Source organism: Thermoanaerobaculia bacterium, from assembly GCA_018057705.1.
In the GTDB taxonomy this organism is placed as follows: domain Bacteria; phylum Acidobacteriota; class Thermoanaerobaculia; order Multivoradales; family JAGPDF01; genus JAGPDF01.
The window spans coordinates 64948-91837 of record JAGPDF010000010.1; the positions used below are offsets into that span (position 1 = coordinate 64948).

Below are 26890 nucleotides of genomic sequence, written 5' to 3' on the forward strand. Positions count from 1 at the left end.
TCGCCCTCGCTCGCGCGGACCCGGCGCCTCGACAGCGGTCGGATCGCGGCAGGCCAATGATCCTACTCTCCGGGCGTGACGTCGAAGTGACGTTCTCGAGCGTCGCCCCGGCGCCGCGGGACGGTCACTCGAACGCCCCACACAGGCCCTAGGCTCTCCTCCCAGCCGGAGAGGAGATCGCACCCATGTTCAGCCGCTGCGACATCCACGTCCACAGCAAGCGCTCCGACCGCCCGAGTGAGTGGTACCTCGACCGCATTGGCGCACCGGAGAGCTTCACCGAGCCGCTCGAAATCTATCGCCTGGCGAAGGCGCGCGGCATGGACTTCGTCACCATCTCCGACCATGACTCGATCGCCGGGTCGCTCGACATCGCTCACCTGCCGGGAACGTTCCTCTCCAGCGAGGAGACCGTCACCTTTCCGGAGGATGGCTGCGATCTGCACATTCTCGTTCTGGGAGTCACGGAGGCGCAGCATCGCGAGCTGCAGCGACTGAAGCGCAATCTCTATGAGTTCCGCGACTACGCCCGCAGCGAGGGCATCGTGCATGTCGTGGCGCATCCGCTCTTCCGCGTCAACGATCGGCTGACCCTCGATCACCTCGAGAAGATCCTCGTCCTCTTCCGTCTGTTCGAAGGGGTCAACGGTACGCGCGATCCGCGCGCGACGGCGCTCTTCGACGCCGTTCTCGGAGCGACCTCCCCGGACCTCCTGGCCGGGCTCGCCGAGCGCCACCGCCTGGCGCTCGACCTCGATCCCGAAGAGGCGCCGCGCTACGCGACGACCGGTGGCAGCGACGACCACGGCGGGATCTACGTCGCGACGACCTGGACGGAGACCGTCCTCGCGGACTCGCCGCAGGAGTTCCTCGCGCAGGTCGGCTCCGGCCGCTGCCGGCCCGGGGGAGAGGCCGGATCGTCGCTCAAGCTCGCGCGGAGCTTTCAGACTCTCGCCCACGACTACTATCGCGCCAAGGTGCTCGGCGGATCACGCTGGAAGAACGACCCGCTGGCCGACCTTCTGCGCCGCATCGCCGGGGGGGAGCTCGACCCGTCGAATCCGGAAGGCTCGGCCTTCGGCAAGACGGTGCGCAAGCTCCTCTCCTTCGCGCCACCGGTACCGCTCGCGCGCCCGGAGCCGCCTTCCGGCCCGGCCCGGGACCTGGCCGGCCAGACCGCGGCGGCGCGCGAGGCCGAGCGGCGGACGTTCGAATCGGCCTGCCGCCTCGGCCAACGAGCGGCAGCGAGGACCCTCGAGGCGGTCGTCTCGGAGCTCGAGCGCGGCGACATCATGAGCGCACTGCCGGCCATCTCCGACCTCGCACCGGTGGTGGTGGCGCTGTCGCCGTACCTCGCCGCGTTCCGCTTCCAGCACAAGGACGAGCCGCTGCATCGGCAGGTGGCGCAGCGGTTCGCGGCGGCCGCCCACCTCGAGGCCAAGAGCCCGCGCCTCGCCTGGGCGACCGACACCCTGCAGGACGTCAACGGCGTCTCGCGGACCATCGTGAGCGCCGCGACTCTCGCCCGCAGGCGCTCCTTGCCGCTCACCGTGCTGACGAGCGAGATCGCGCGACCTTCCCACGACTTCGACTGCGAGAACTTCGCGCCGATCTGGGAGACGCCGATCCCGCGCTACGAAGAGCTCACCCTGCGCGTTCCTCCGGCGATGGAGCTCATCGAACACTGCGAGCGCGAGCGTTACGGCCGGATCCTGATCTCGACCCCGGGGCCGGTCGGCCTCGCTGCCCTCGCCGCAGGAAAGCTCCTCGGCGTGCCGGTCGCCGGCATCTTCCATACCGACTTTCCGCGCTACGTCGCGGCGCTCGGCGGCGACGGACGCCTGGAGGCGATCGCTGGTTCCTACATCCGATGGTTCTACCGCCAGATGGACGAGGTCTTCGTCTCGAGCGCCTCCTATGCCGCCGAGCTGGCCGCGATGGGGATCGAAAGCTCCCGGCTGCGCGACCTGCCGCGCGGCGTCGACCTCGACCTGTTCTCGCCCACCCGGCGCGAGCCGGACCTCTTCGCCCGGTGGGGCCTCGGGAACGGACCCGTCATTCTCTACGTCGGGCGGCTGAGCCGGGAGAAGAACCTCGACGCGCTCTTCAGGGCTTTCCGGGCCCTGCGCTCCCGCGGTATCGCGGCGAGCCTCGCCATCGTCGGCGACGGCCCCGAGCGCCCGGCGCTCGAAATGCGCTGGAGCTCTCCGGATGTCGCCTTCATCGGCTACCTGCGCGGCGAAGAGCTCGCGACCGCCTACGCCTCCGCCGACCTCTTCGTCTTCCCGAGCCGCACCGACACCTTCGGCAACGCCGTCCTGGAAGCGATGGCCTCGGGGATACCGCCGATCGTGGCGAAGGAAGGTGGCCCCGCCGAGCAGGTGCGGCATGGCGAGACCGGGCTGGTCATCGACCTCGAGGTGCCCGACGCCCTGGTCGATGCGATGGCGATCCTCCTCGGGCGCGAGGGTATCCGGCGCCGGCTGGCCGCGGCGGCGCGCCAGCACGCCCGATCCTGCAGCTGGGGACGGCTCCTCACCGCCCTCTTTCCGGATCGTGACCTGCGGGAGACCGACGAGGTGCCCGACGACTTGCCGGCGGTCCGGACCGACTCCGAGACCCTCTTCGCCAGCGCCGGTTGACGGGCGGCCTGCCCCTCGGGATGTGACAGCGGTGTGACAGCCAGTGGTAGGCTTCAGCCTCGCCGTCAGCTGGAATCGCCACTGCCACCTGCACGATCTCCGAGGGCCGCATGAGACTCGACTCGATCATCAAGCGGTTCCTGCCTCGCGAGGAGCGCTTTCAGGAGCTGCTCCTCAAGGACACCCAGAATCTGACCCGCTCGGCCGAGCTCTTCCTCGCCATCGCCCGGAGCACCAAGCTCGAAGACCGAAGGATCAAGCTGGTCGAGCTCAAGGCGCTGGAGCACGAGGGCGACGAGATCACCCGCCAGGTCTTCGAGGCGCTCAACCGCTCGTTCATCACGCCGCTCGACCGCGAGGACATCCGCTCGATCGCAGTCGACCTCGACGACATCCTCGACTATCTCGAAGGCATCGCCCGCTACCTGGTCATCTTCCAGATCGACGAGGCGCCCGAGCCGCTCACCCGCTTCGCCGAGATCCTCCTCGAGATGGTCGGCCAGATCGACTCCGTGACCCGGCTGATCTGGGATCTCGGGAACGAGCCGCAGGTGCGCGACAAGCTGGTACGGATCTCGGAGCTCGAGAACCAGGGGGACGACCTCTTTCTCACCGTGATCGCCGATCTCTTCCGCGCCGACAGCGGGCGCAACGCCATGGACACGATGAAGTGGAAGGAGATCTACCAGAACCTCGAGGATGCCTGCGATTCCTGCAAGGACTTCACCCACATCATCGGCAACGTGGTGATCAAGAACGCCTGAGCCGGGCCTGCCCTCCTCGCAATGACCGTCCTCATCGCCATCATCCTCGTTGCGCTGATCTTCGACTTTCTGAACGGTTTCCACGACGCCGCGAATTCGATCGCCACCGTCGTCTCGACCCGGGTGCTGTCGCCACAGCAGGCGGTCGCCTGGGCGGCCTTCTTCAACTTCGTCGCCGCCTTCGTGCTCGGCACGCACGTCGCGAAGACGATCGGCAAGGGGATGATCGACCTCTCGATCGTCACCCCGCAGGTCATCCTCGCGGGGCTCCTCGGCGCGATCTTCTGGAACCTCTTCACCTGGTACTTCGGCATTCCGGTCTCCTCCTCGCATGCGCTGATCGGCGGCTACGCCGGCGCCGCCATCGCCAAAGGGGGATGGGCGGCGATCCTCCTGGCCGGCTGGACGAAGACGCTGCTGTTCATCGTCCTCGCCCCGACGATCGGAATGCTGCTCGGCTTCCTGCTCATGGTCGCGGTAGCCTGGCTCTTTCGCCGCGCCCGCGTGCACAAGGCGGATCGATTCTTCCGGCGGGCGCAGCTGGTCTCGGCGGCGTTCTACAGCCTCGGCCACGGCGGCAACGACGCCCAGAAGACGATGGGCATCATCACCGGCCTGCTGGTCTCGTCCGGGTACCTGTCCAGGTTCGAAGTGCCGCTTTGGGTCATCCTCATCAGCCATTTGGCCATCGCTCTCGGCACCCTCTTCGGCGGCTGGCGGATCGTCAAGACGATGGGTTCGAAGATCACCAAGCTTCAGCCGACCGGTGGCTTTTGCGCCGAGACTGCAGGCGCGCTGACACTCGTCGGGGCAACTCTCGCAGGCATCCCCGTGTCGACCACCCACACGATCACCGGCGCCATCATGGGGGTCGGCGCGACGAAGCGCCTCTCCGCTGTGAAGTGGGGAGTCGCCAGCCGCATCGTCTGGGCCTGGGTGTTGACGATCCCCATCTCGGCGTCCGTGGCAGCGCTCTGCTATCTCGTGGTCGCGTTTTTCCTTGGCGCCTGATCCGGCCGCGACCGATTTCCCGATTCGCCGCTTCTCTGATTCAATTCCGGGCGAGATGAGCCCGCGTCGCGACTCCGTTAAAACCGCCCAGCCCGCTGCCCGGCCGCCTCGCGGCAAGGTCGGCCCGGCAGCCGCGAAGTCCGGCCGCATCGCCGCGATCGACATCGGCTCGAATTCGATTCACATGGTGATCGTCGAACGCGGCGGTCCTCTCGCCTCCGGCAGTTATCAGGTGCTGGCGCGAGAGCGCGACATGGTGCGGCTCGGCAAGTCGGCGCTCGCTGACGGAGCGCTGTCGCCGAAAGCGATGCGCAAGGGGCTGGAGGCGCTGCTCAAGATGACCACGCTCGCGCGTCTCAAGGGGGCGGGCGAGATCGTCGCCGTCGCCACCAGTGCGGTGCGCGAAGCGGCGAACGGGAGTGATTTCCTCGCCCAGGTCCGCGCCCTCACCGGGCTCGACGTCCGCATCCTCTCCGGGGAGGAGGAAGGCGCCTTGATCTTTCGCGCCGTCCAGCACGCCGTCGATCTCTCGCAGGGAACCGTCGTGCTCGCCGACGTCGGCGGCGGCTCGACCGAGTGGTGCGTGGCGCGACGCGGCGACCTGCGTTCGGTGCAGAGCGTGCCGTTGGGCTCGCTGCGCTGCGCGGCGATGCTCGAGGGCGATCCAACCGCCCTGCGGTCGATCGAGCGCCTGCGGCGCGCCGTCCGCGAGGGCCTGGCGAAGCTCAAGACGCCGAAGTCGACCGACCGCATGATCGCCACCTCGGGGACCGCCGCCTGCTGTGGCGACCTGGCCGATCTCCTCGCCGGCCGCGAGCGCGGCGCGATGATCGGCGGCCTGCGCGAGCTCCGGGTGCGCGAGCTCAACAGCGTGGTCGCCGGTCTGCAGACGCTGACGGTCAAGGAGATCGCCGCCCTGCCGCCGGTCGGCGCACCGCGCGCCGGGTCGATCCTCGCCGGCGCCGTCCTGCTGCAGGAGCTGGCGGCGAAGGCCGGAGTCGACCGCCTCTTCCTCTGCGACCGCGCGCTGCGGGAAGGTCTGGTGCTCGAGGCGCTCGGTGCCCCCGCAGCCGCGGCCCCGGTCGCCGGCGAAGTGCGGCGCCGCCAGGTTCTCGACCTCGCGAGCCGGGCGCCGGGAATGCTCGCCCACGCGCAGCAGGTGGCGCATCTCTCTGTCCGCCTGTTCGACCTCACCGCCCCGGTCCACAATCTCGGCGCGCGCGAGCGCGAGTGGCTCGAATTCGCGGCCCTGTTGCACGACATCGGTCACTCGATCCACTTCGAGCGCCACCACAAGCACAGCCACTACCTCATCACCACCGCCGACCTCGACGGCTTCGACCCGCGCGAGATCGAGATCATCGCCGAAGTGGCGCGCTACCATCGCGGCGCTCCACCTCGCGCCCGCCACGCGTCGTTCGCGGCGCTGCGCAGCTGGCAACAGCGCTCCGTGGAGCGGCTCACGCCACTTCTGCGGGTCGCCAACGCACTCGATTGCACCCATGCCACGCGGGTCGTCGAGCTCTACGCCTCTCTCAAGGGGCGGCGCGAGGTGATGGTCGAGGTCCTGTCCCCCTTCGAGGTCGGGCTGGAGTTGGCTGCCGCCCGCGACCGCGCGCGACTCTTCGAGAAGGTCTTCGCCCGCCGCCTGACCTTCCGGCAGGGCCTCAAGAAGCCTTCGCGTCGCCGCTAATCCGCACTGTCACAAGGAGTTAACAACCGGCTGAAAAGTCAAGCCGCCGATCGCTGCGGAAAATCCCCGCGTCGGGATCGAATCAGCGCTCGGGATGGAGCTTCTGTCCTCGCCCAAATTCATTGTTTCCCATCATTTACGCTCAATGCACAAGAAACAGTGCAGAACGCTGATGAGCGCCCATCGAGCGGCCCTTCGGAGCACTCCGGGGGCGCTTTTCCACAGCCTTTTCCACCTCGGTTGCGGAGAACTCCGGGGAGCCCCACCGGGCACCGATTCGCCGCCGTTGTACACTCGCGCAGCACCCCCTCCATGGCCTACTCTTTCGCTCCCAGACTCCGCCTCGCCCCACTCTGGCCGGCCCTCGCAGCCCTCGCCCTGGCGGCAGTGCTGGCCTCGATCCTGCTCCCCCGTACGCTCGCCCAGCAGGCGACCTCCCAGCTGGCACAGGAGGCCCGCCTGCTCGTGGCAGCCGTGCCGGCCCCGGGCTCGCTCGTCTCGCCGGACCCGGACCTCGCGCAGCGTCTCCACCAACTCGTCGCCGGCACCGACTTTCGGATCACCCTCGTCGCCCTCGACGGCAAGGTGCTGGCCGACAGCCAGCGCCTTGGCAGCGAGCTCGCGGCCATGGACAACCATCGCACGCGCCCCGAGATCTTCGCCGCGCTGGCGCGTGGCGAAGGCAGTGCAGTCCGTCACAGCGACACCACCGAACAGGACACGCTCTACGCTGCACGGTTGGTCAACGACGCCGGCGGCCGCTCCTGGATCCTGCGCCTCGGGCAACCGCTCTCCACGATCTCCGCCCTGACCCGGCATCTCGGCAGGATCCTCCTCCTCGCCCTGGCGGCCGCCCTGGCGCTCGTCGCCCTGGTCTCGTGGTGGCTGACGCGCTCGCTCTTCCGGCCGCTCGGCGAGCTGCTCGCCGCGGCCGACGCCATGGGCCGCGGTGACTACGCCGCCCGCTTTCAAATTCCGGAGCAGCGGGAGCTGGCGCGCCTCGGCACCGCCCTGCAGCGCATGGCGCGGCACGCCGGCGAGCAGCTCCACGCCGTCGAAGCGGAGCGCGACCACCTGCGCGCCACCGTCGCCGGCATGACCGAAGGCGTGCTGGTCACCGATGCCCGAGGCAGAGTCCGACTGCTGAACTCCGCCTTCTGCGAGATCTTCGGCGTGCCGGCGAACGCCTCCCCGGGAGACGTCCTCGACCTGGCGCGCGAGCGCCGTCTGGTCGATCTCATTCAGCAGGTCCTCTCCGACGGCGCCGAACGGCGCGTGCACCTCGAGGTCATGGAGCCGGTGCGCCGCACGCTGGCTCTCACCGGATCGACGCTGGGCGCGCAGGATGGCGCCGTCGTCGTGGTTCGCGACATCACCGAATCGGAACAGCTGAACCGCATGCGGCGCGATTTCGTCGCCAACGTCTCGCATGAGCTGCGCACCCCGCTCGCCGCGATCCAGGGCTATGCCGAGACCCTCTGCGACGGCGCGCTCGAGGACCGCGACACCGCGCAGCGCTTCAGCCAGCGCATCGTGGACCAGTGCCGGCGCCTCGCAGCTCTCCTCGCCGACCTCCTGACACTCTCCCGGCTCGAGGGCAAGGAGGCGCTCGAATCGCTCGAGCCGGTCGATCTGCGGCGGCTCGCCGGCGAGGCGATCGAGCTCGTCGCCGGGCAGGCCGCCGCAAGGCAGGTCGCGGTCGAGCTCGTGCCGGGGCCCTCTCCGGTCGTGCAGGGAGATCCCGAAGGGCTCTTCCGCCTGTTTTCGAACCTGTTGGAGAACGCCGTCAAGTACAACCAGGCAGGAGGCAGCGTCGAGGTCACTCTGGGCTCCCGGGCGGGTGATCCCGAGATGCCGGCGGCGCCAACGCCGGCCGGCGCGCCGGCCGCCGGGATGGCGGTGATCGAGGTCCGCGACACCGGGATCGGCATCCCGGGATCGGCGCTGCCGCGCATCTTCGAGCGCTTCTACCGCGTCGACAAGGGCCGGGCGCGCGAGGAGGGCGGCACCGGGCTGGGCCTCGCCATCGTCAAGCACGTCGCCCAGGCCCATCAGGGCCGGGTCGAAGTCGAGAGCGAGCTCGGCCGGGGCTCGAAGTTCCGCGTCCTCCTGCCGCAACACCGCGACCGGGGCTAGCCCCGGCCGCGAGCTCCTCCAGGGCGGCAGCGCCTGTCGCACCCCTGTCACATCGACGTCGCAGCTTCGCAGGACCCCCCCGATATCTTTCCCTGGACTCGCAGCGCCCAGTCTGCAGCACCACTGCGGGCGCCGCGCAGGAAACTCGATCTGTCAACTTCAGGGAGGAATCTCATTATGCGCAAGTCTCTCGTCATCGCCGCAGGCCTCTGCCTGCTCGTCCTCGGCTTCGGCCTCGCCGCGAGCGCCGTCGCGCAGCAGCCCCTCATGGGCCTCTACTACTCTGAAGTCGAGAAGGACGGGCGGGTCTACGTGTTCAACACCCCCGAGCGTTTCAAGGCCTGGTCCGAGGGCGGAGAGATCGGCACCGCGGTCACCCTCGTCGGCCGTGCGGTGGACGGCAAGACCCTGGTCGCCGAGAACGAAACCGCGGTCGACCTCTACCTCTTCAAGCACAACCTGCCGGGCTACGACCGGCCGTCTCCCAAGCCCTATAACCCCGGCTTCGACGTCTCTTGGAAGGACGGCAAGACGACCTTCAAGACCAAGAACGCCGAGATCGGCATCTCGAACCGCCTGCAGGCGCGCTACACGATGTTCAACGCCGACAATCCGGCGGTCGAGGACATCGGCACCTTCAACATCCGCCGCGCCAAGACGGCGATCGAGGGCAAGGCGGGCGACTGGAAGTTCAAGCTGCAGGCGAATTGGGTCGGCGGCGGCTACGTCACCGCCGCGTCGATCGTCTCGAACTCGCTGCGCACCACGGTGCGCCGCGGACCGGAGCTCGAGGACGCCGAGATCTGGTGGACCAAGAACCCCATGGCCACGGTCTGGGTCGGCCAGGGCAAGGTGCCGTTCGGTCGCCAGGAGTACACCTCCTCGGGCAAGCAGCAGTTCGTCGACCGCTGGATCGGCAATGCGCTCTACGCTCCCGGCCGCGACCAGGGCATCCGCCTCGAGGGCATGAACAGCTCGAAGACCTTCGAGTACGCGATCGGCGCCTACAACGGCATCGCGCGCAACATCAACATCAACGACAACGACGAGTACCTCTATTCGGGCCGCGTCGCCTGGATGCCGTTCGGTGAGTACAAGTTCGAGGAGAGCTCGCTCGATCGCCCCGACGGACCTCGCCTCGCCCTCGGCCTCGCCGGCCTGACCAACACCGTCGGTCTCGGCGCCTCGGCGATCGACATCGAGCGCCTGGGCTACGAAGTGGCCTTCAAGTGGGGCGGCTTCAACGTCCAGGGCGAGTACTTCGACGAGAATGCCGAGAACCAGAGCAACGTCACGTCGGACAACCTCGGCTACTACCTCCAGGCGGGCTACCTCTTCCCCGGCAACAAGTTCGAGGTCGCCGGCCGCTACGAGAGCATCGAGCGCGACACCACCTTCAACGTCAGCAACCTCGGCAGCGCCCTCAAGGACTTCGAGGGCACCGGCCTCGGCGTCAGCTACTACCTCAACAAGCATGTCCACAAGATCCAGGCCGACTGGTTCAGCTACGAAGACAAGGTGACCGGCGCCGGGCTCGATGAGCTTCGGGTCCAGCTCCAGGTCATCTTCTAAGCCTCCCTCGGGTTGGGGAGATCCCCGTCCCTCGGCGGGGGTCTCCCCTCTTTTTTTCATCCGTAGTAGGTTTGATGTTTGCAGGAGAAAGTGAAAATGGAACGTCACAGGGACCAGGATTTCGAGAAGATTCGCCAGTCGCTCCTCCGCATGGGAGGGCTCGTCGAGCGGATGATCAGCGAGGCGATGGCGGCGCTCGTCGAACGTGACACCGCGCGCGCCCAGGCGGTGATCCGCACCGATGCCGACGTCGATCAGCTCGAAAAGGACCTCGATGACGCCTGCCACGCCATTCTGGCGCTGCAGCAGCCGACCGCAATCGACCTGCGATTCCTCGTCGCGGTGATGAAGATCTCCACCGATCTCGAGCGCATGGGCGACTCGGCGGTGAACGTGGCCCAGGCGGTCGAGATCCTCAACCAGGACCCGCCGCTCAAGCCGTACATCGACCTGCCGCGCCTGGCGATCATCACCCAGGAGATGGTGCGCGACGCTCTCGACAGCTTCGTCCGCCGCGATGCTCGCGCCGCCTTCGAGGTCTGCCGCCGCGACGACGAGGTCGACGCCCTCTACCGCCAGCTCTTCCGTGAGCTCCTCACCTACATGATCGAGGACCCGCGGACCGTCGCGCGGGCGCTCCACCTGCTGCTCATCGCCCGCAATTACGAGCGCATCGCCGACCACGCCACCAACATCGGCGAGGATGTCGTCTTCTACGTCGAAGGCCGCGACATCCGCCACCTCGCCCCGGTCGACATCTCCGAGCGCAAGTAGAGCCGAATCAGCGGGTCCGGTCGCTCCAGGCGAGCGACGTGCCGCGTTCGAAACCGTCGAGAAAGAGGCCGTTGCACGACGGCTCCGACTTCTCCACCGCCCCGATGTCGCAGGCCGGCCCCTGGGGGCGCGCCACGCCGCGCTGATCGGCGGCGAGACCCGGGATGATGCAGGTTCCGTTGTCGACCGCGGTGCTGTCCGGCAGGTCGTGGGTCATCGTCTGCTCCTCCCCGGGGGCGCCACCGCAGGAGAGAGCGAGCCTGGGCAGGTCGACGACGGTATTGGGATGGTTGCCGTTCGCAGTGCTGCTGCCGCAGGTGCCCTGCGGCCAGAGGCTGAACTCGAACCGCGTTGGAGCCAGCTGAAAGAAGCAGTCGCTCGGGTTCTCGAGCAGGTCGATGTTGTCCGAGAACAGGACGTTCACCAGCTCGATGCCCCCACTCGCGAACTGATGAATGCCGCCACCGCTGTCTGCGGCCGCATTGCCCGCGACCGTGACGTGATAGAGCGTCACGGAACCGCTATTGCGCAGCGCGCCGCCGCCGGCGGCGACGCTCAGGTTGTTCGAGATCGTGGCGTTCGCGAGGTTGAGCGCCCCGGTCACCTCGATCCCGCCACCGCCGCCGGCACGGTTGCCATCCACGGTGACGTTGCGCGCCTGGACGATCGCCGGAGCGAGGATCGCGAGCCCGCCGCCGACGTCCTCGAAGACCATGTTCGAGGAGAAGGTGGACTGAATGAGGAAGAGCTCCGTCGTTCCCCAGACGTGCAGGCCCCCGCCGCTCGAGCGCGACCAGTTGCCGGCGAAGCGGCTGGACTCGATGCTGGCGATCGAGAGGTCGCGGATCGACATGCCGCCGCCGGACGGCGGCGTGCCGGCGTTCTCGGCGGTGTTGCGGTCCACGACGCTGCGGTTCATGTAGAGCTCGCCGGTCCAGAACTCGATGCCGCCGCCGCTGCCGCCGGAGCGGTTGTCGGCGACCTCCGCCTCGAAGAGGACGAGCACCCCGCCGTTCAGGTTGACTCCGCCGCCGCCACCGTTCGACTCGTTGCCGGTGACCGAGCTCCATAGAATGCGCACCTCGGCGTTGCTCGCCGCGAGGCCGCCGCCCCAGAAGCTGGTCGTGCTCTCGCGGACAGCCGCTCGGTTGAGCACCAATACTGTGTCCGCCGGAGCGCCAGCGCCGGTGACGAGGACCGCGCCACCGGGTCCCGCGTTCGAGCGCCCATGAGTGAGCACGATGTCGCGCAGCTCGACCTCGGCCTGGTCCTGGACCGCGAAGATCCGCGTGGCGAGACCGCCCGACAGGGTGATCCGGCCACCCCCGTCGACGACGACCTGCCCGGAGAGAGGCCGCTCGGCGCTCACCAGAATGAGATGTGGCGCCGGGCCGCAGTCGAACGACAACGTGCCGCCGCCGCTGTTCACCGCCGTGATCCCGGCATCGAACGCGGCTTCCGTGCAACTAGCCGGCGTTCCGGTGCCGACGACCGCCGAAGTGGCGGAGAGCTCCGCGGCAGAAAGGCTCGCGGCGAGAAACAGGGAGGCGGCGGCTGCGGGTCGAAGTCGGGGCATCGGATCTCCGGGAAGGCCTTCCCAGATGCGAACGGCCTCTTGCCTCGCTACCGGACATCCGACCCTGGGCAATCCGCTCCGCCACGGTAAGCTCCACCAGTGGATCTACCCGAAGAGCCCGGCGCAGGGGGCGACCTGACCGGCCTGATCGAGTCCTTCAAGGACGGTCCCGGCGTGCCGGTCGATGCCCTCTGGCAGGCCGCTTACGCGGAGCTCAAGAAGGTGGCTCGGGCGCGGCTGCGCGGCAACCGGCGAAACACCGTGCTCGACACCACGGCGCTGGTGAACGAGTCGTACCTGAAGCTCGCCCGGCTCGGGCGACTCCGGGTGGAGAGCCGCGGCAAGTTCTTCGCCTACGCCTCCCGCGTCATGCGCTCGGTGATCGTCGACCTGGTGCGCGAGCGCCAGGCGGAGCGCCGGGGCGGCGGGGTCGCGGCGGTGACGCTCGACACCGCGGCCATCGACAGCAGCCGTGTCGCGCTCGCTGCCGAGCCCCTCCGGGTCGACGCCGCGCTCGCCGAGCTCGAGAAGGTCGAGCCGCGTCTCGCGCGGGTCGTCGAGATGCGGTACTTCGCCGGCCTCTCCGAGATCGAGATCGCGACCGCGCTCGACGTCACCGACCGGACCGTGCGGCGCGACTGGCAAAAGGCGAAGCTCCTGTTGCACTCGATGCTTCAGGCATGAGCCGTCTCCCTTGCCCGCCGGAGCTCTGGCCGGAGTTCTCGCGCCAGCTCGATCTCGCACTCGACCAGCCGCAGTCGAAGCGTCTCGGCTGGATCGAATCGCTGGCGGGCGAGCAGCGCGAGCTCGTGCCCTACCTGCGCGCCGTCCTCGCCGCGGACGACGACTCGACCTTCGCGACGGACGCACTCGCGGCGATGGTGGCCGGCTCGGCGGGCGAACGCCCCGGGACGAGCGGGCCGGCTGCCCTCGACGCCGATGACGGAGTCGAGCTCCCGGTCCTCGCCGGAGACCGCATCGGCCCCTACACCCTCGAACGCGAGCTCGGACGAGGCGGCATGGGGGTCGTCTGGCTCGCCGCGCGGAGCGACGGCGCCTACGAACGCAAGGTCGCTCTCAAGCTGCCGCACACCCACCTCTCCGGGAGCTCGATGCAGCGCCGTTTCCGCCGCGAACGCGACATTCTGGCGACCCTCAGCCATCCGAGCATCGCGCAGTTCCTCGACGCTGGGGTGACGGCGGAGGGACGCCCCTACCTCGCCCTCGAGTGGGTCGCCGGCGTGCCGATCACCGAGGCGTGCCGCGCCGCGCACCACCCCCTTCCGGTCCGGATCGAGCTGATCCGCCAGGTCGCCGCTGCCGTCCATGCCGCGCACGCCCGTCTGATCGTGCACCGCGACCTCAAGCCTTCGAACGTGCTGGTGACCGCCGAGGGCACGGTCAAGCTCCTCGACTTCGGCATCGCCAAACTCCTCGAGCCCGACGAGACCGCCGACCCCGATCCGTCCACCGTCGCCCGACCCGGGCTCACCCAGCTCACCGTCGAAGGCACGCGCGTCGCCACTCCCGACTACGCCGCCCCGGAGCAGCTCACAGGCGCTCCGATTACGGTCGCCACCGACGTCTACTCGCTCGCGATTCTCCTCCACGAGCTCCTCACCGGCCGGCGCCCGTTCGAGCCGGCCTCCGGGCCGGCGCGCCTTCTGCAGATTCTCACTCCCGGCGTCACGGCGCCGCGCGCCTCCTCTCGCGTCGACCCCGCGCACGCCGAAAGCGTCGCGGGGATGACCGCCGCGGAGCTCGCCCGGGCCCTCACCGGCGACCTCGACGCGATTCTCGCCAAGGCGCTCGCGACCGATCCCGCCGATCGCTACTCGTCGGCCGAGGCCTTCGCCGCCGACCTCGGTCGTTACTCCCGGCTCGAGGCGATCGAGGCACGCCGCATCGGCAACTTCACCCGCACGTTGAAATTCGTCCGCCGGCATCGGCTGAGCACCGGGCTCGCCGCGGCGCTCACCCTGGCCTCGGCGCTGGGGGTCGGCGGCATCCTCTGGCAGAGCGCGCGCACCGCCCGCGAGGCCCGGCGCGCCAACGCGACGAAGGAGTTCCTGATCGGCGTTTTCCAGGCGAGCGACCCACGGGTCGCCGGTTCGCGACCGCGCGGCGCGATCACCGCGCGTGAGCTGCTCGACCTCGCGGCGCGGCGCCTCGAAACGGAGCTCGCCCTCGACCCTGCGACCCGCAGCGAGTTGAGCGAATTGACCGCGACGATCTACACCTACCTCGACGAGCTCGCTCCGGCGCGCCGCATCGCCCGCGCGGTCAGCGAAGAGAGGCAAGCCCGGCTCGCCCCCGACGACCCGGAACTCCTCGACAGCCTCATGTTCGAGGTCTGGATCGCCCTGCAGGCGGGCGACGCCGCAGACGCCGGGCGCCGGCTCGACGAGCTCGACCGCCACCTGCGCGCCGCCGGCCTCGACCGCTCGCGACACCGCGCCGAATGGTACCTTGCGGCGGCCGACGTCGCCGGCGAGAGCGGCGACGTCCAAACCCGCAAGACCGCGCTCGAGCGCGCCGTCGGCATCTACGAGCACGCCGCGCCGCGCGACAGCGGCCACGAGGCCGCGCTCTCCAATCTCGGCGAGCTCGCCTTCGGCCGCGACGATCTCCCCGGAGCGCTGGGATGGCTCGACCGCGCCCTCGCCGTGGTCCGCCAGACCGAGTCGGACGCCGCCACCGACCTCGGCCGCATCCAGAGCCGGCGCGGCCGGGTGCTCACCGAGCTCGGTCGCCTCTCCGAGGCGAGGACGGCGTTCGAAGAGGCCCGCCGCCTCTACTCCGAGACCCTCGGCCTGGACCATGCCTCGGCCTGGCAGGCGACCGCCGGCCTCGCCCTGCTCGAGCACCGCCGGGGCAACCGCCCGGCCGCCGAGCCCCTGTTTCGCAGCATTCTGGCGAGCGCTGGCTACCCTTCTCCGGTGAACCGCGCGCGCCGCGCCGAGGCCGATTTGCTCTACGGCCTCTTCCTCGCCGAATCCGGCCACCCCGCCGAAGCCCGCCCGGTCCTGGAAGGGGCGCTCCCCCTGCTCGCCGCCCGGCCCGAGTCGGCCAGCGACCACCGCCGAGCCGAGCGCGCTCTCGCCGCGCTGCCCGACAACTCCTGAGGAACTACGGACAGCCGCCACCCACGGCAGCCGTCCACAGGCAGGCGTCGCCGGGCTCGAAGCCGTCGGCGAAGAAGGGGACGATCCACCGCCACACGCTGCCGCCGTCAGTGCCAACCTACAGGTTGGGAGGCGACGCGGAGTCGATCTCGAGGTGCCGGATCCGGGCATACGGCAACTCCGGAACGAGCGCGTTCCAGCTGCCGCCGCCATCGAACGACCGCAAGACTCCGGCGTCCCACATCCCGGCGTAGACGGTCGCGGGGCTCGCCGGATCGACCGCCAGGGCATAGGCGGGTCCAGGCAGTCCGTTGTTCGCCGGAATCCACACTCCGCCGCCGTCGGCAGTCTTGGACACTCCATCCTGGGTTCCGACATAGAGCGTCTGGGAGTTCGTCGGATCGATCTCCAGGGAATACGCACTGTGGCCTGGCAGACCATTGTCGGCTCCGACCCAGTTGTCGCCGCCATTGGTCGACTTGCTGACTCCAGGGAAACGCCCTCCGACGTAGAGCGTATTGGGAGTCATCGGGTCGACCACCAAGTGCCCGTAGCCATTGCCGACGAGTCCGACACTCGAGGCAATCCAGTGATCGCCAGAGTCAACCGACTTGAACACTTTGTCGTCGTAGGCGGCCGCATAGAGCGTGGCAGCGGTCGTCGGGTTGATGGCCACCGCAGCGACAATGGCGCCCGATGGAAGGCCCGCGCCTGCGGCGGTCCAGCTTCCGCCGCCATCCAGGGACTTGAAGATTCCAGGGTTGTAGGTCCCGGCATAGACAGTGGCGGGGTTCGTCGGATCGACCGCCAGAAAGAGCGCCGGGCTCGTCAATCCGCCATTGGCGGGGAGCCACGTCGCACCGGAGTCGATGGACTTCCAGAGGCCGGCGTTCCAGGTCCCGGTGTAGAGCGTGGCGGGGTTCGTGGGATCGATCGCCAGCGAGTCGATCCTCGTATTTGTCAGTCCTTCGTTGACCGCGGCCCAGTTCGCAGCCGCATCGCTCGAGCGGAAGACCCCGCCGCCCGTCCCGGCGTAGAGCCTGGCGGGGCCCGAAGGCGCGATCGCCAGAGCCTTGACCAACGGATTCGTCAGTCCGGTGTCGGCGGCGGTCCAGTGATCGCCCGAATCGACCGACTTGAAGACTCCGGCGCTCGTTCCAGCGTAAAGGGTCGAAGGGACCGCGGGATCGATCGCCAGCGACTGAATCTGCGGGTCCGTCAGTCCGACGAGGAGATCCGTCCAGGTGGCGCCCGCGTCGGTCGACCGGACCACGCCGTGGTTGCTGCCGCCCTGTCCGACGTAGGTGCCACCATAGATCGTCGACGGGTTCGTCGGATCGATCACCAGGGCGAAGATCCGGATGATGGGAGACCCCGAGAGCACAGCGGTCCAGCTGGAACCGGAATCGGTCGACTTGTGGACCCCACCGTCCCTACCCGCGTACAGCGTCGTCGGGGTCGCGGGATCGATCGCCAGGGCGTTACAGCCGCCAGCGTTGAACGGAGCCGTCGCCGCCCAGGTGTCTCCGAAGTCGGTCGATCGGTAGATTCTGCCACCGATGCAGGAGTAGATCGTGGAAGGAGTGGCCGGATCGATCGCGAGGGCGTGGCAACCGCCCCCTGGGTTTTCGGGAATTCCAGCACTGATCAGGGTCCAGTTCTCACCGGCGTCGACCGACCGGAAGACTCCACCGTACCGGGTTCCGACGTAGATCCTGACGGGGTTCACGGGATCGATGGCCAAAGCGAGAACTTCGAGATCGGTGAGACCGTTGACACGGGGGGTCCAGCTGGCGCCGGAGTCGGTCGAGCGAAAAAACCCTCCCGCCTCTCCTCCGGCGTACATCGTCGAAGGGTGAGACGGGACGATCGCCAGCGCATTGACCCCTCCCCCGTACGGACCGACGCTCTTCCAGTAGCCCTCTCCTGCATGGGCCGTGACCGCAATCGCGACGCCCAGCAGCAGGGCGACGCTGAGCGCATTTCCTGGCCAAGCTCTGGATCGTCCCTCACCGCTGGTGGGCATCGCTCTCCCTCTCGTCACGACTCCATCTCGCAACGTAACACAGCGAAGGTCTCGACCCTCCGCGCACTCGCCTTGGCGCGCCATGCTGACCACGAAGGTCGAAACCGCAGGCGCTCGCCTTCGGGCCGAGCGGGCAATCGCTGCGCTGCCGGCCCCCTGACTCACGCCGGGCAGCGATGCCGTCAGCGGCCGATTCTACGGACAGCCACCGCCCACGGCAGCCGTCCACAGGCAGGCGTCGCCGGGCTCGAAGCCGTCGGCGAAGAAGGCGGAGGTGCGCTGCGCGACTCCGATTCCCGTCCCGGCGTAAAGACTGCCGGGAGTCGCGGGATCGATCGCCAGGGCGTAGACCATAGGGACGGGTAGACCTTCGTTGACTGCCGTCCAGGAATCGCCGGAGTTGGTGGAGGTGAAGACCCCCCACTCTTGCGTCCCGGCATGGAGAACCTCGGGTACCGCGGGGTCGATCGCCAGCGCAAAAATGGTCGAGTCCGTCACCCCGGTGCTGGCCTTGGCCCAGTTGTCGCCGGCGTCGAGCGACCTCCAGACGCCGTCGTCCGTCCCGGCGTAAAGCGTGGCCGGGGTCGTGGGATCGATCGCCAGAGCGAAGACGAGGTAGACCGTCGGGCCCATGTCGACCTCGGTCCACACTCCGCCCGCGTTTTCCGACTTGAAGAGGCCGTTCCAGCTCGCGGCGTAGAGCGTGGCGGGGGTCGCGGGATCGACCGCCAGCTCGAGGATGGATCGATCATCCGGCAGGCCGGCGTTGGCCTCGACCCAGATGCCGCCGGAGTCGGTGGACTTCCAGACACCTCCAGAAGTCCCGGCGTAGAGCGTGGACGGCGTCGCCGGATCGATCGCCAGCGCCTCGACGCTGTCCGCCGGCAACCCCTGGTTGGCCGCGGCCCATGTGCCGCCGGAGTCGGTGGACTTCGCGACTCCGCCGCCCTCGCCCTCCGTCCCGGCATAGAGCGTGCTCGGCGTCATCGGATCGATCACGAGGTCCCGCACCAGCACGCTTGCCAGCCCGGTGTTGGTCCTCGTCCAGGTGCCGCCAGAGTCGATCGACTTCACGATGCCGCCGTAGAAGGTCGCCGCGTAGAGGGTCGCGGGAGTGGTGGGATCGATGGCGAGCCGGGTGACACTCGGACCGGGCAGCCCGAAGTTCGCCTCGGCCCAGGTGCCGCCGGAGGTGACGGTCTTGAAGACACCGCTCTCCGTCCCGGCGTAGAGCGTAGCCGGGGTCGCAGGATCGATCGCCAAAGCGATGGGGTTCAGGCTCGACGGCTCAGTCTGAGTGGCGGCCCACTGGCCTCCGGCGTCCGTGGACTTCCAGACCCCGCTCATGTAGATGCTGGCGTAGACCGTGGTGGGGGTCGCAGGATCGATCGCCAGAGGTCCGACGAACAGATTCGGCAGGCCGGCGCTGGCGGCGTTCCAGGTGCCTCCGGAATCGACCGACTTGAAGACCCCACCGCCGGCCGTCCCGGCGTAGAGCGTGCCGGGGGTCACGGGATCGATCGCCAGAGAGCGGAGGTTCCCGCTCGTCATGCCGACGTTGACGGTGGCCCAGCTGCCGCCGGAGTCGACGGTCTTGAAGGCCCAGGTCGTCGTCCCGGCATAGAGGGTGGAAGGATTCGCGGGATCGATCGCCAGCGTCATGATCCGGAGGTTCGACAGGCCCGCCGAGGCGGCGACCCAGCTGCCGCCGGAGTCGATGGACTTGAAAACCCCAGATTCGCTTCCGACGTAGAGGGTGGCGGGAGTCGCGGGATCGATAACGAGGCCTCTGACCCGGAGATCCGTCAGGCCCGCCACCGCTGGAGCCCAGCTGGCACCAGCGTCGACGGACTTGTAAACCCCGTTGTAGGAGATCGCGGCGTAAAGGGTGCTGGGGCTGGCGGGATCGATCACCAGGCTCGTGGGGATCCCGAAGCCCAGACCTGTGCTGGCGGAGACCCAGGTGCCGCCGGAGTCGGTGGACTTCCAGACGCCGCGCGAGGTGCCGGCGTAGAGACTGGACGGCGTCACGGGATCGATCGCCAGGGAATGGACCGTCGCGCCGTAAGGCCCCTGGCTCGTCCAGACGCCGGTTCCGGCGTGGGCGGCGCAAGGCAACACCGCCACTGCGACGGCGAAGACGGCTGCGATCCAGTTCCCGGCCTTCAGGCATCGCCCTTGCGGCTGCGGCATGCAGTCTCCTTTGCGAATTCAGGTCGATTTACCGTAGCACGGCACGCCGCCAGGTCTGCTGCGGCACCCCGCCCAGCACCTTGCCCCTGCGCTCGCCCCTGGTTGTCACACCGCTGTCACACGCCGGTTCCTCCCCTGACAAACCCGGTTGACAGAGTGCCCCTGCCACCGGAGAGCTGCGCCTCGAGGCGCCGCGACCGGAATCACTTCCACGGAGGAACCACCCATGAAGCGCACGTCGCTCCTCGCCCTCGCAGCTCTGACTCTTGCCACCGCCCCGCTGGCCGCGCAGCCGGCGCAGGTCGACAGCTCGATCGCCCCTTACGCCAAGTCCAGCGGCATCTCGGGCAATCTGAGCTCGATCGGTTCCGATACACTGAACAACCTGATGACCTTCTGGGCCGAGGGCTTCCAGAAGCAGTACCCGAACGTCCGGATCCAGATCGAGGGCAAGGGCTCCTCGACCGCCCCGCCGGCGCTGATTTCGGGAACCGCCCAGCTCGGTCCGATGAGCCGGCCGATGAAGGCCGAAGAGATCGACGAGTTCGAGAAGAAGTACGGCTACAAGCCCTCGGTGGTCCGCGTCGCGGTGGACGGGCTGGCGGTCTATGTCAGCAAGGACAACCCGATCGAGAAGCTCACCCTGCAGCAGGTCGACGCCGTCTTCTCGAAGACCCGCAAGCGCGGCGGCAAGGATGCCAAGACCTGGGGCGACCTCGGTCTCACCGGCGACTGGGCCGGAAAGCCGATCTCCCTCTACGGCCGCAATTCGGCCTCGGGCACCTACGGCTACTTCAAAGAGGTCGCGCTCGCCAAGGGCGACTACAAGGAGACCGTGAAGGAGCAGCCGGGCTCCGCTTCCGTGGTCCAGGGCGTCACCGAGGACCGCTTCGGCATCGGCTACAGCGGCATCGGCTATCGCACTTCGGGCGTCAAGGCGCTCTCGCTGTCCGAGAAGGGCGATGCCTATTACGGGACCGGGACCGAGGACGTCCTCTCGGGCAAGTACCCGATCTCGCGCTACCTCTACGTCTACTACAACGCGGCGCCCGGCAAGCCCCTGGATCCGCTGGTGCGCGAGTTCCTGCGCTTCGTCGGAGCTCGCGAGGGCCAGGAGATCGTCGTCAAGGACGGCTACCTCCCGATCCCCGGCAAGATTGCCGCCGAGGAGCTGGCGAAGCTTCAGTAGCCGCTGGAGATTCGGGATCCGGCGGCGGAGGATCCAACCGATCCGCCGCCGGATCTGCCGATTTCCACCCAGCCCCCCTACCCCCCGCCCATGACCATTTCCGACGCCAACCTCCCGCCGGCCCCGGCTTCCGACAAGTGGCATTCCGCGCCGCGGCGCGCCGAGACCCGAGCCACGGGACGCACTGCGGCCCGGCGGCTCTTCGTCGACCGGGCGGCGCGTTGGGTGGTCACCGCCGGCGGCATGGCGATCATCGCCAGCATCCTCGGAATCCTCTTCTTCATCCTGCTCGAGGTCCTGCCGCTCGTGCGGTCGGCGCAAGTCGCGGTCGGTGCCAGCGTCGAGGTGCAGCAGGAGGTCCAGGCGCTGACGGTCGACGAGCATCAGACCCACGCGGCGCTCCTCGAACCGGGCGGCGTGATCCAGATTGTCCGGCTCGCCGACGGCAAGGTCGTCGACGAGCGGCAGCTCGCCGACCTTCCGGAAACAGGCCTCCTCGCCGCGCGCGTCCCCCCCGGCGGTACCGCGGTGACGGCGTCGACGACCGACGGCCGCGTCCTGGCGCAGACCATCGAGTGGCGGGTCGAGTTCGCGAGCGACGGTGCCCGCAGCGTGCATCCCGAGTTCCCCGCCGCGATCGCGCTCGAGGTCGACCTCGAGCGGCGCCCGCTGGGCACTTTCGCGGCCCAGCTCGACGGACCGGAGCGCGCGGTCGCAGCCGCCCAGCTGGCAGACGGCAGCGTCGCGGTGGTCAAGCGCGAGGCCGTGGAGAACGCCTTCACCGGCGAGATCGCGCGCTCCGAGGCGCGATTGGTCTTCCCCGCGGTTCCGCCGCTCAGCCAGATGCTGATCGACCGTGACCAGGCGAACCTCTACGCCGGCACCTCCGGCGGCGACATCTACTGGTGGCGCCTCGACCAGGGCGACGACTTCCCGCCCCAGATCGCCTCCGCGGGGGCTTTCGAGATCACCGCGCTGTCGTTCCTCATCGGCGACCGTTCGCTGGTCGTCGGCCAGTCGAACGGAAATCTGAGTGTCTGGTTTCCGGTGCGGCCCACGGGCGAGGAGACGTTCGTCCTCACCCGCATTCACGACTTCCCTCCGCACAGCTCGGCCATCACCCTGATCGCGCCGTCACAGCGCAACCGGACCTTCCTCGCCAAGGACAGCGGTGGCGATCTCGGAATCTACTTCTCGACCTCCGAGCGCACGCTCTGGAAGGGGCGCTCCCCCGTCCAGGGCGCTACCGCGATGACACTCTCCCCGAAAGGGGACGGCGCCTTCGTCGCCGGCCCCGGCCAGCTCGCCTTCGTGAGCATCGAGAACCCTCATCCGGAGATCTCCTTCAAGGCGCTCTTCGGCAAGGTCTTCTACGAGGGTTACGAGGAGCCCGAGTACGCCTGGCAGTCGACCGGCGGCACCGACGACTTCGAGCCCAAGCTCTCCCTGACACCGCTCGTCGTCGGCACACTCAAGGGCACTTTCTACTCGCTGCTGCTCGCCATTCCGCTCGGCATTCTCGGCGCCATGTTCGCGTCGCAGTTCCTGCACCCGCGGCTCCTCGCCTACATCAAGCCGACGGTCGAGATCATGGCGGCGCTGCCCTCCGTGGTGCTGGGATTCCTCGCCGGCCTCTGGCTCGCGCCGGCGCTCGAGAAGTACTTTCCGGCGCTCATCCTGACCTTCATCGTGCTGCCGCTCTTCGTCTGGCTCGCAGGCATTGCCTGGAACGCCCTGCCACTGCGGGTGCGCGGACGCTTCCCCAGTGGCTCCGAGATCGTCCTCTACCTCGTCGCGGTCGTCGTCGGGATCTTCACCTGCTTCGAGAGCTCGGCGCTCTTCGAGCACCTCGCCTTCGGTGGCGATTTCCAGGCCTGGCTGCTGAACGTCACCGGCCTGCAGTACGACCAGAGGAACGCCGTAGTCGTCGGGCTGGCGATGGGCTTTGCGGTCATTCCGATCATCTTCGCGATCTCCGAGGACGCCTTCTCCAACGTGCCGCGGAACCTGGTCTCGGGCTCGCTCGCGCTCGGCGCCAACCGCTGGCAGACGGTGACCCGCGTCGTTCTCCCCACCGCTTCGCCCGGCATCTTCTCGGCGATCATGATCGGCTTCGGACGCGCCATCGGCGAGACCATGATCGTGCTCATGGCGACCGGCAACACGCCGATCATGGAGATGAACGCCTTCAACGGTTTCCGCACCCTGTCAGCGAACATCGCGGTGGAGATTCCCGAAGCGCCGCACCGCGGCACGCTCTACCGCACGCTCTTCCTCGCTGCGCTCCTGCTCTTCACGCTGACCTTCATCGTCAACACTGCGGCGGAGCTCGTCCGCCAGCGCTTGCGGAAGAAGTATGCGCAGCTCTAGCGATCTCGGGAGATACGACGGTGAGTGACAAGGATCGATCCGGCCGCCTGCGGCGCGATTTCTTCGGCGTCTCGATGACCGCGCTCTGTGGCGGCGCCCTGGCGCTCAACCTGGTACTCATTCTCGGACTGCTCTCGGTCATCTCATGGCAGGGCGCGAGGTTCTTCTGGCAGAAGGATCTGCCCGAGTTCACGCTCACCGACGGCTCGAAGATCCTGGGCGAGATCCACGCCCAGCAGACGATCCCGGCGGCCACCGCCGGTGCCGGCGGAGAACGCTTTCAGATCCGTCTCGGCAATCGCGATCTCACCGGCGGTGATTTCCAGTGGATCGACGCATCGGCGATCGCCAAGCGCGAGCTGCCGGCAGACGCCGTGCTGCTCGAACGTCTCGAGTGGGGCAATTTCTACGGCCGCATGGTGGAGCTGCGCCGCGGGACCGAGCTCCTCGCCCAGGGAAGCGAGGCGGTCTGGAAGGCCTTTCCTGCTCTCCACGAAACCAAGGTCGCCCTTCGCGACGAGATCCGCGAGCTCGAGAAGGGCGCGATCGGCGACGTCAACCTGGAGATCGAGAAGCTCCGCCTCGCGACTCGCCGCCTCGAGCTCGACGCTCCGCCTGCCGACGTCCTCGCGCGCCGGCAGGCCGAGATCGACCTGGCGCTCGCCGAACGGCAAGCCGAATACGAGACGCTCGCGAGCGCACTCTTCGCACAGCGCGAGACCCTCGCGACCGAGACGCTCGTCATGGAGGCCGCCGACGGCACCCGCAAGGAGATCCCGGTCGGCGCCATCGTCCGCGCCATCCGGCCGAACGAGATGGGTGGGCTCGCGAAGCTCGGTCTCTACGCCTCGCGCGTCCGCGAGTTCGTCGCCGACGAGCCGCGGGAGTCGAACACCGAGGGCGGCATCTTCCCGGCCATCTTCGGCACCGTCATGATGGTCTTCCTGATGTCGTTCGCGGTCGTGCCGCTGGGAGTTCTCGCAGCGCTCTACCTGCGCGAGTACGCCAAACAGGGGCTGTTGGTGCGCACGGTGCGCATTGCGGTGAACAACCTCGCCGGCGTGCCTTCGATCGTCTTCGGCGTCTTCGGGCTCGGCTTCTTCGTCTACACCCTGGGCGGCAGCATCGACAGCCTGTTCTTTCCCGAGGCGTTGCCGACGCCGACCTTCGGCACGGGAGGCATTCTCTGGGGCGCGCTGACCCTGGCGCTCCTCACCGTCCCGGTGGTCATCGTGGCGACCGAAGAGGGACTCGCCGCGGTGCCCCAGATCGTCCGCGCCGGCTCGCTGGCGCTCGGCGCGACGAAGTGGGAAACCACCTGGAAAGTCGTCCTGCCCGCCGCGGCGCCCGGCGTTCTCACCGGCGTCATCCTGGCGATGGCGCGCGCGGCGGGCGAAGTCGCGCCGCTGATGATCGTCGGGATGGTCAAGCTCGCGCCCACACTGCCGATCGACGGCGACTTCCCGTTCGTCCACTTCGAGCGCAAGTTCATGCATCTCGGCTTTCACATCTACGATGTCGGGTTTCAGAGTCCGAACGTCGACGCCACGAAACCCCTCGTCTTCGCCACCGCCCTGCTGCTCATCCTGATCGTCACGGCGATGAACCTGGTGGCGATCTCGATCCGCAATCGGCTGCGGCGCAAATACGCCGGCAGCGCAGTCTGAGGAAGTATGATCATGTCCGCGCCCACGAAAGTCGAGGAGCAGTCGATGGCTGAAGTCGAGAGCACACGTCCGGGAGCATTCCAGACTGGCTATCTCCCGACGCGCGAATCTTCCGTCGCGGGAGACCCGGCCCTTTGTCCGGTGATCGAGAAGCCGATCCTGGAGATCGATCGCCTGAGCCTCTGGTACGGCAAGAAGCTCGCGCTGAAGGAGATCTCGCTCCAGATACCGGAGAAGCAGATCACCGCGTTCATCGGTCCGTCCGGCTGCGGCAAGTCGACGCTGCTGCGCTGCATCAACCGGCTCAACGACCTCATCGACGAGGTCACCATCGGCGGCCGGATCCTCTTCGAGAAGGGCGACATCCACGACCCCAGCGTCGAGATCAACGCCCTGCGCAAGCGGATCGGCATGGTCTTCCAGAAGTCGAACCCGTTTCCGAAGTCGATCTACGAGAACGTCGCCTACGGCTGCCGCATCCAGGGAATCAACAAACGGAGCCTCCTCGACGAGATCGTCGAACGGAGCCTGCGCGGCGCGGCGATCTGGGACGAAGTCAAGGACCGCCTCGACGAAAGTGCCCTGGGCATGTCGGGCGGCCAGCAGCAGCGTCTCTGCATCGCCCGGGCGATCGCCGTCGAGCCCGAGGTGATCCTCCTCGACGAACCCTGCTCGGCGCTCGATCCGATCGCCACCGCGAAGATCGAGGAGCTGATGGAGGACCTGAAGAAGGACTACACCCTGGTCATCGTCACCCACAACATGCAGCAGGCCTCGCGGGTCTCCGACTACACTGCCTTCCTCTACCTGGGCGAGCTGATCGAGTACGGACTCACCCGCAAGCTCTTCCTCAACCCGACGAAGAAGCAGACCGAGGACTACATCACCGGCCGCTTCGGCTGAGGCGATGCCTCGAAAGGCGTTGCGCGTTCCTCGACAGGGTCGGGCACCGGCACGTTTCTCAAAGACAGTCTCGACGCGCACTGGTTTGAGGATCTCAGGCACGCGCGTAGAGTCATCGAGTCCTGGCGCCTGGACTACAACAACGTGCGGCCGCACTCGGGGCTGGGCGACCTCGCGCCGGCGGAGTTTGCGGCCCTCCGGGAGGCTCCGGCCCCTCCGGTCCGCAAACTCCGAAGAGCAGCTCCCATCGAGATTTCAACCAGGACTGTCAGCTTGCAAGCGGTAGCGAATTGGGGAGGGGCTCAAATTCGATGCCCCTCAGCAAGCGCAGACGCGGCGCAAGAGCCAAGCACGACGAGCGTTGCTGATACTGGGTCGACTTGCAAGCCCAATGGATCATCCCAGATGGTGGGCCTGTTGTTTACATAGGCGAAAAGACTCGGTCCGCTGTACGAGATTCCAAGTGGATACGCCGCCGTGTACCTCCCCGTCTGCTGCTCGTACCTGCGATTGACGTTGTAGGCCGCGGCAACCATTGCAGCGATGGTCGCAGTCGTACTCACGGTCCCGGCGGCGCTGCGGCCCTCTTGCGGATCCTAACCGCAGCCGCCAGCACAAGAATGCTGGCGGCTGTCGTAGCAAATGCCAGCCACTGGAGAACGGCGGGGAGGCGACACGCGCTCTGGGGAGCAACAATCGAATACCCCTCTGGGCATTGAACGAAGCTCAACTTCGCCGCGGCGAGCGTCCAAAGGAACAAGTATGTGGCGGCGAGCATCAGGAACAGAGCGAAAGCGAGGAGAACTCGATGCTTCCGAATCGCCATCTGTCACCTGCTCTGGAGACAGCCGAAACCGGCGCAGGGTGGGTACTCCTCGGGCGGAAGCTGGGGAGGATCCCTACAGATGCGACAATCCCGAATTACACCTGCAGCGAAACTCTGACAAGTGTTGGTCGGCGAGAACCGTCCGGCACTTGCTCCGATCTGGAGCGCCTTGTTGACGCACGGCTCATCGACACCTGGCACAGGGTGGCATTGAGCTCCTGGCCGAGTCTCAGAAGCGCCAGAGTGGTCAGCAATCTCCATTGGCGAGAACGGCCCGTTGCACGAATTGCCCGGATCGGCACCGGTGCCGGCTTCAACGGTGTCAGTCTTAATCCAACAATGGTCCACGAGGCCCCACAGGATGTTTGCCGGAGCACAGCACACCTGCACTTCAAGGCCAAGCGCGTCCACATAGCGAACAGG

At 68.0% G+C, this 26890-nt stretch carries 17 protein-coding genes and 1 pseudogene; 15 read left to right on the forward strand and 3 right to left on the reverse strand.

Going from position 1 to position 26890, the window contains the following annotated elements:
* Window positions 1-185 precede the first annotated feature (185 nt).
* The 7 genes from KBI44_05050 to phoU all read left to right on the forward strand — a co-directional run bounded on the left by KBI44_05050 (window position 186) and on the right by phoU (window position 10592).
* Complete coding sequence (locus KBI44_05050) at window positions 186-2642, forward strand: glycosyltransferase (protein ID MBP9143835.1); 2457 nt, start codon at window positions 186-188, stop codon at window positions 2640-2642.
* A gap of 110 nt (window positions 2643-2752) precedes the next feature.
* A complete protein-coding gene (locus KBI44_05055; protein MBP9143836.1) occupies window positions 2753-3406 on the forward strand; it encodes a DUF47 family protein in 654 nt (217 codons plus the stop codon).
* Window positions 3407-3427: 21 nt separating this feature from the next.
* Window positions 3428-4417 (forward strand): inorganic phosphate transporter, encoded by a 990-nt coding sequence (locus KBI44_05060; protein MBP9143837.1) that lies wholly within the window; start codon window positions 3428-3430, stop codon window positions 4415-4417.
* Between the two features lie 55 nt (window positions 4418-4472).
* Window positions 4473-6110 carry a Ppx/GppA family phosphatase gene (locus tag KBI44_05065; GenBank protein ID MBP9143838.1) on the forward strand — a complete coding sequence of 546 codons (1638 nt, stop codon included), beginning with the start codon at window positions 4473-4475 and terminating at the stop codon, window positions 6108-6110.
* 312 nt (window positions 6111-6422) lie between these two features.
* Entirely contained in the window at window positions 6423-8246 is a 1824-nt protein-coding gene (locus tag KBI44_05070) for a HAMP domain-containing protein (protein ID MBP9143839.1), read from the forward strand.
* Between the two features lie 177 nt (window positions 8247-8423).
* Window positions 8424-9818 (forward strand): hypothetical protein, encoded by a 1395-nt coding sequence (locus tag KBI44_05075; GenBank protein ID MBP9143840.1) that lies wholly within the window; start codon window positions 8424-8426, stop codon window positions 9816-9818.
* 96 nt (window positions 9819-9914) lie between these two features.
* Window positions 9915-10592 carry a phosphate signaling complex protein PhoU gene (gene phoU, locus KBI44_05080; GenBank protein MBP9143841.1) on the forward strand — a complete coding sequence of 226 codons (678 nt, stop codon included), beginning with the start codon at window positions 9915-9917 and terminating at the stop codon, window positions 10590-10592.
* A gap of 7 nt (window positions 10593-10599) precedes the next feature.
* Here phoU and KBI44_05085 read toward each other — a convergent pair whose 3' ends face one another.
* Window positions 10600-12168: a right-handed parallel beta-helix repeat-containing protein gene (locus KBI44_05085; protein ID MBP9143842.1), complete on the reverse strand. Its 1569-nt coding sequence runs from the start codon at window positions 12166-12168 to the stop codon at window positions 10600-10602.
* 99 nt (window positions 12169-12267) lie between these two features.
* Between KBI44_05085 and KBI44_05090 the strand changes: the two genes are divergently transcribed.
* Together KBI44_05090 and KBI44_05095 are read left to right on the forward strand one after the other, a co-directional pair.
* Window positions 12268-12852, forward strand: coding sequence for a sigma-70 family RNA polymerase sigma factor (locus KBI44_05090; GenBank protein ID MBP9143843.1), 585 nt, complete (start codon window positions 12268-12270; stop codon window positions 12850-12852).
* Window positions 12849-15293, forward strand: coding sequence for a serine/threonine protein kinase (locus KBI44_05095; GenBank protein ID MBP9143844.1), 2445 nt, complete (start codon window positions 12849-12851; stop codon window positions 15291-15293). Before KBI44_05090 ends, KBI44_05095 begins: the two co-directional genes overlap by 4 nt.
* Window positions 15294-15411: 118 nt before the next feature.
* On the opposite strand, the gene KBI44_05100 is transcribed toward KBI44_05095, so the two are convergent.
* Together KBI44_05100 and KBI44_05105 are read right to left on the reverse strand one after the other, a co-directional pair.
* A complete protein-coding gene (locus tag KBI44_05100; protein MBP9143845.1) occupies window positions 15412-17319 on the reverse strand; it encodes a hypothetical protein in 1908 nt (635 codons plus the stop codon).
* A 195-nt stretch (window positions 17320-17514) separates the two neighbouring features.
* On the reverse strand, window positions 17515-19512 hold the full coding sequence (locus tag KBI44_05105) for a hypothetical protein (protein ID MBP9143846.1): 1998 nt from the start codon (window positions 19510-19512) through the stop codon (window positions 17515-17517).
* Window positions 19513-19738: 226 nt separating this feature from the next.
* Here KBI44_05105 and KBI44_05110 point away from each other — a divergent pair, with 226 nt between their 5' ends.
* From KBI44_05110 to KBI44_05135, 6 genes and pseudogenes are all read left to right on the forward strand, one after another.
* Complete coding sequence (locus KBI44_05110) at window positions 19739-20701, forward strand: phosphate ABC transporter substrate-binding protein (protein MBP9143847.1); 963 nt, start codon at window positions 19739-19741, stop codon at window positions 20699-20701.
* A gap of 90 nt (window positions 20702-20791) precedes the next feature.
* Window positions 20792-23071 (forward strand): ABC transporter permease subunit, encoded by a 2280-nt coding sequence (locus KBI44_05115; GenBank protein MBP9143848.1) that lies wholly within the window; start codon window positions 20792-20794, stop codon window positions 23069-23071.
* A gap of 74 nt (window positions 23072-23145) precedes the next feature.
* Entirely contained in the window at window positions 23146-24738 is a 1593-nt protein-coding gene (gene pstA, locus KBI44_05120; GenBank protein ID MBP9143849.1) for a phosphate ABC transporter permease PstA, read from the forward strand.
* Window positions 24739-24783: 45 nt separating this feature from the next.
* Window positions 24784-25641: a phosphate ABC transporter ATP-binding protein gene (gene pstB / locus KBI44_05125; protein ID MBP9143850.1), complete on the forward strand. Its 858-nt coding sequence runs from the start codon at window positions 24784-24786 to the stop codon at window positions 25639-25641.
* A gap of 45 nt (window positions 25642-25686) precedes the next feature.
* Window positions 25687-26070, forward strand: a pseudogene (locus KBI44_05130) (transposase).
* Between the two features lie 640 nt (window positions 26071-26710).
* Window positions 26711-26890, forward strand: a 180-nt coding sequence (locus tag KBI44_05135) for a hypothetical protein (GenBank protein ID MBP9143851.1), incomplete at its 3' end; no start/stop codon positions are given.

Coding starts and splice junctions, on each gene's coding strand:
- KBI44_05060 (MBP9143837.1), top strand. CDS start 3,428: ATGACCGTCCTCATCGCCATCATCCTCGTTGCGCTGATCTTCGACTTT.
- KBI44_05070 (MBP9143839.1), top strand. CDS start 6,423: ATGGCCTACTCTTTCGCTCCCAGACTCCGCCTCGCCCCACTCTGGCCG.
- KBI44_05065 (MBP9143838.1), top strand. CDS start 4,473: ATGAGCCCGCGTCGCGACTCCGTTAAAACCGCCCAGCCCGCTGCCCGG.
- KBI44_05075 (MBP9143840.1), top strand. CDS start 8,424: ATGCGCAAGTCTCTCGTCATCGCCGCAGGCCTCTGCCTGCTCGTCCTC.
- KBI44_05105 (MBP9143846.1), bottom strand. CDS start 19,512: ATGCCGCAGCCGCAAGGGCGATGCCTGAAGGCCGGGAACTGGATCGCA.
- KBI44_05055 (MBP9143836.1), top strand. CDS start 2,753: ATGAGACTCGACTCGATCATCAAGCGGTTCCTGCCTCGCGAGGAGCGC.
- KBI44_05085 (MBP9143842.1), bottom strand. CDS start 12,168: ATGCCCCGACTTCGACCCGCAGCCGCCGCCTCCCTGTTTCTCGCCGCG.
- pstA (MBP9143849.1), top strand. CDS start 23,146: ATGACCGCGCTCTGTGGCGGCGCCCTGGCGCTCAACCTGGTACTCATT.
- phoU (MBP9143841.1), top strand. CDS start 9,915: ATGGAACGTCACAGGGACCAGGATTTCGAGAAGATTCGCCAGTCGCTC.
- KBI44_05050 (MBP9143835.1), top strand. CDS start 186: ATGTTCAGCCGCTGCGACATCCACGTCCACAGCAAGCGCTCCGACCGC.
- KBI44_05100 (MBP9143845.1), bottom strand. CDS start 17,319: ATGCCCACCAGCGGTGAGGGACGATCCAGAGCTTGGCCAGGAAATGCG.
- KBI44_05095 (MBP9143844.1), top strand. CDS start 12,849: ATGAGCCGTCTCCCTTGCCCGCCGGAGCTCTGGCCGGAGTTCTCGCGC.
- pstB (MBP9143850.1), top strand. CDS start 24,784: ATGGCTGAAGTCGAGAGCACACGTCCGGGAGCATTCCAGACTGGCTAT.
- KBI44_05115 (MBP9143848.1), top strand. CDS start 20,792: ATGACCATTTCCGACGCCAACCTCCCGCCGGCCCCGGCTTCCGACAAG.
- KBI44_05110 (MBP9143847.1), top strand. CDS start 19,739: ATGAAGCGCACGTCGCTCCTCGCCCTCGCAGCTCTGACTCTTGCCACC.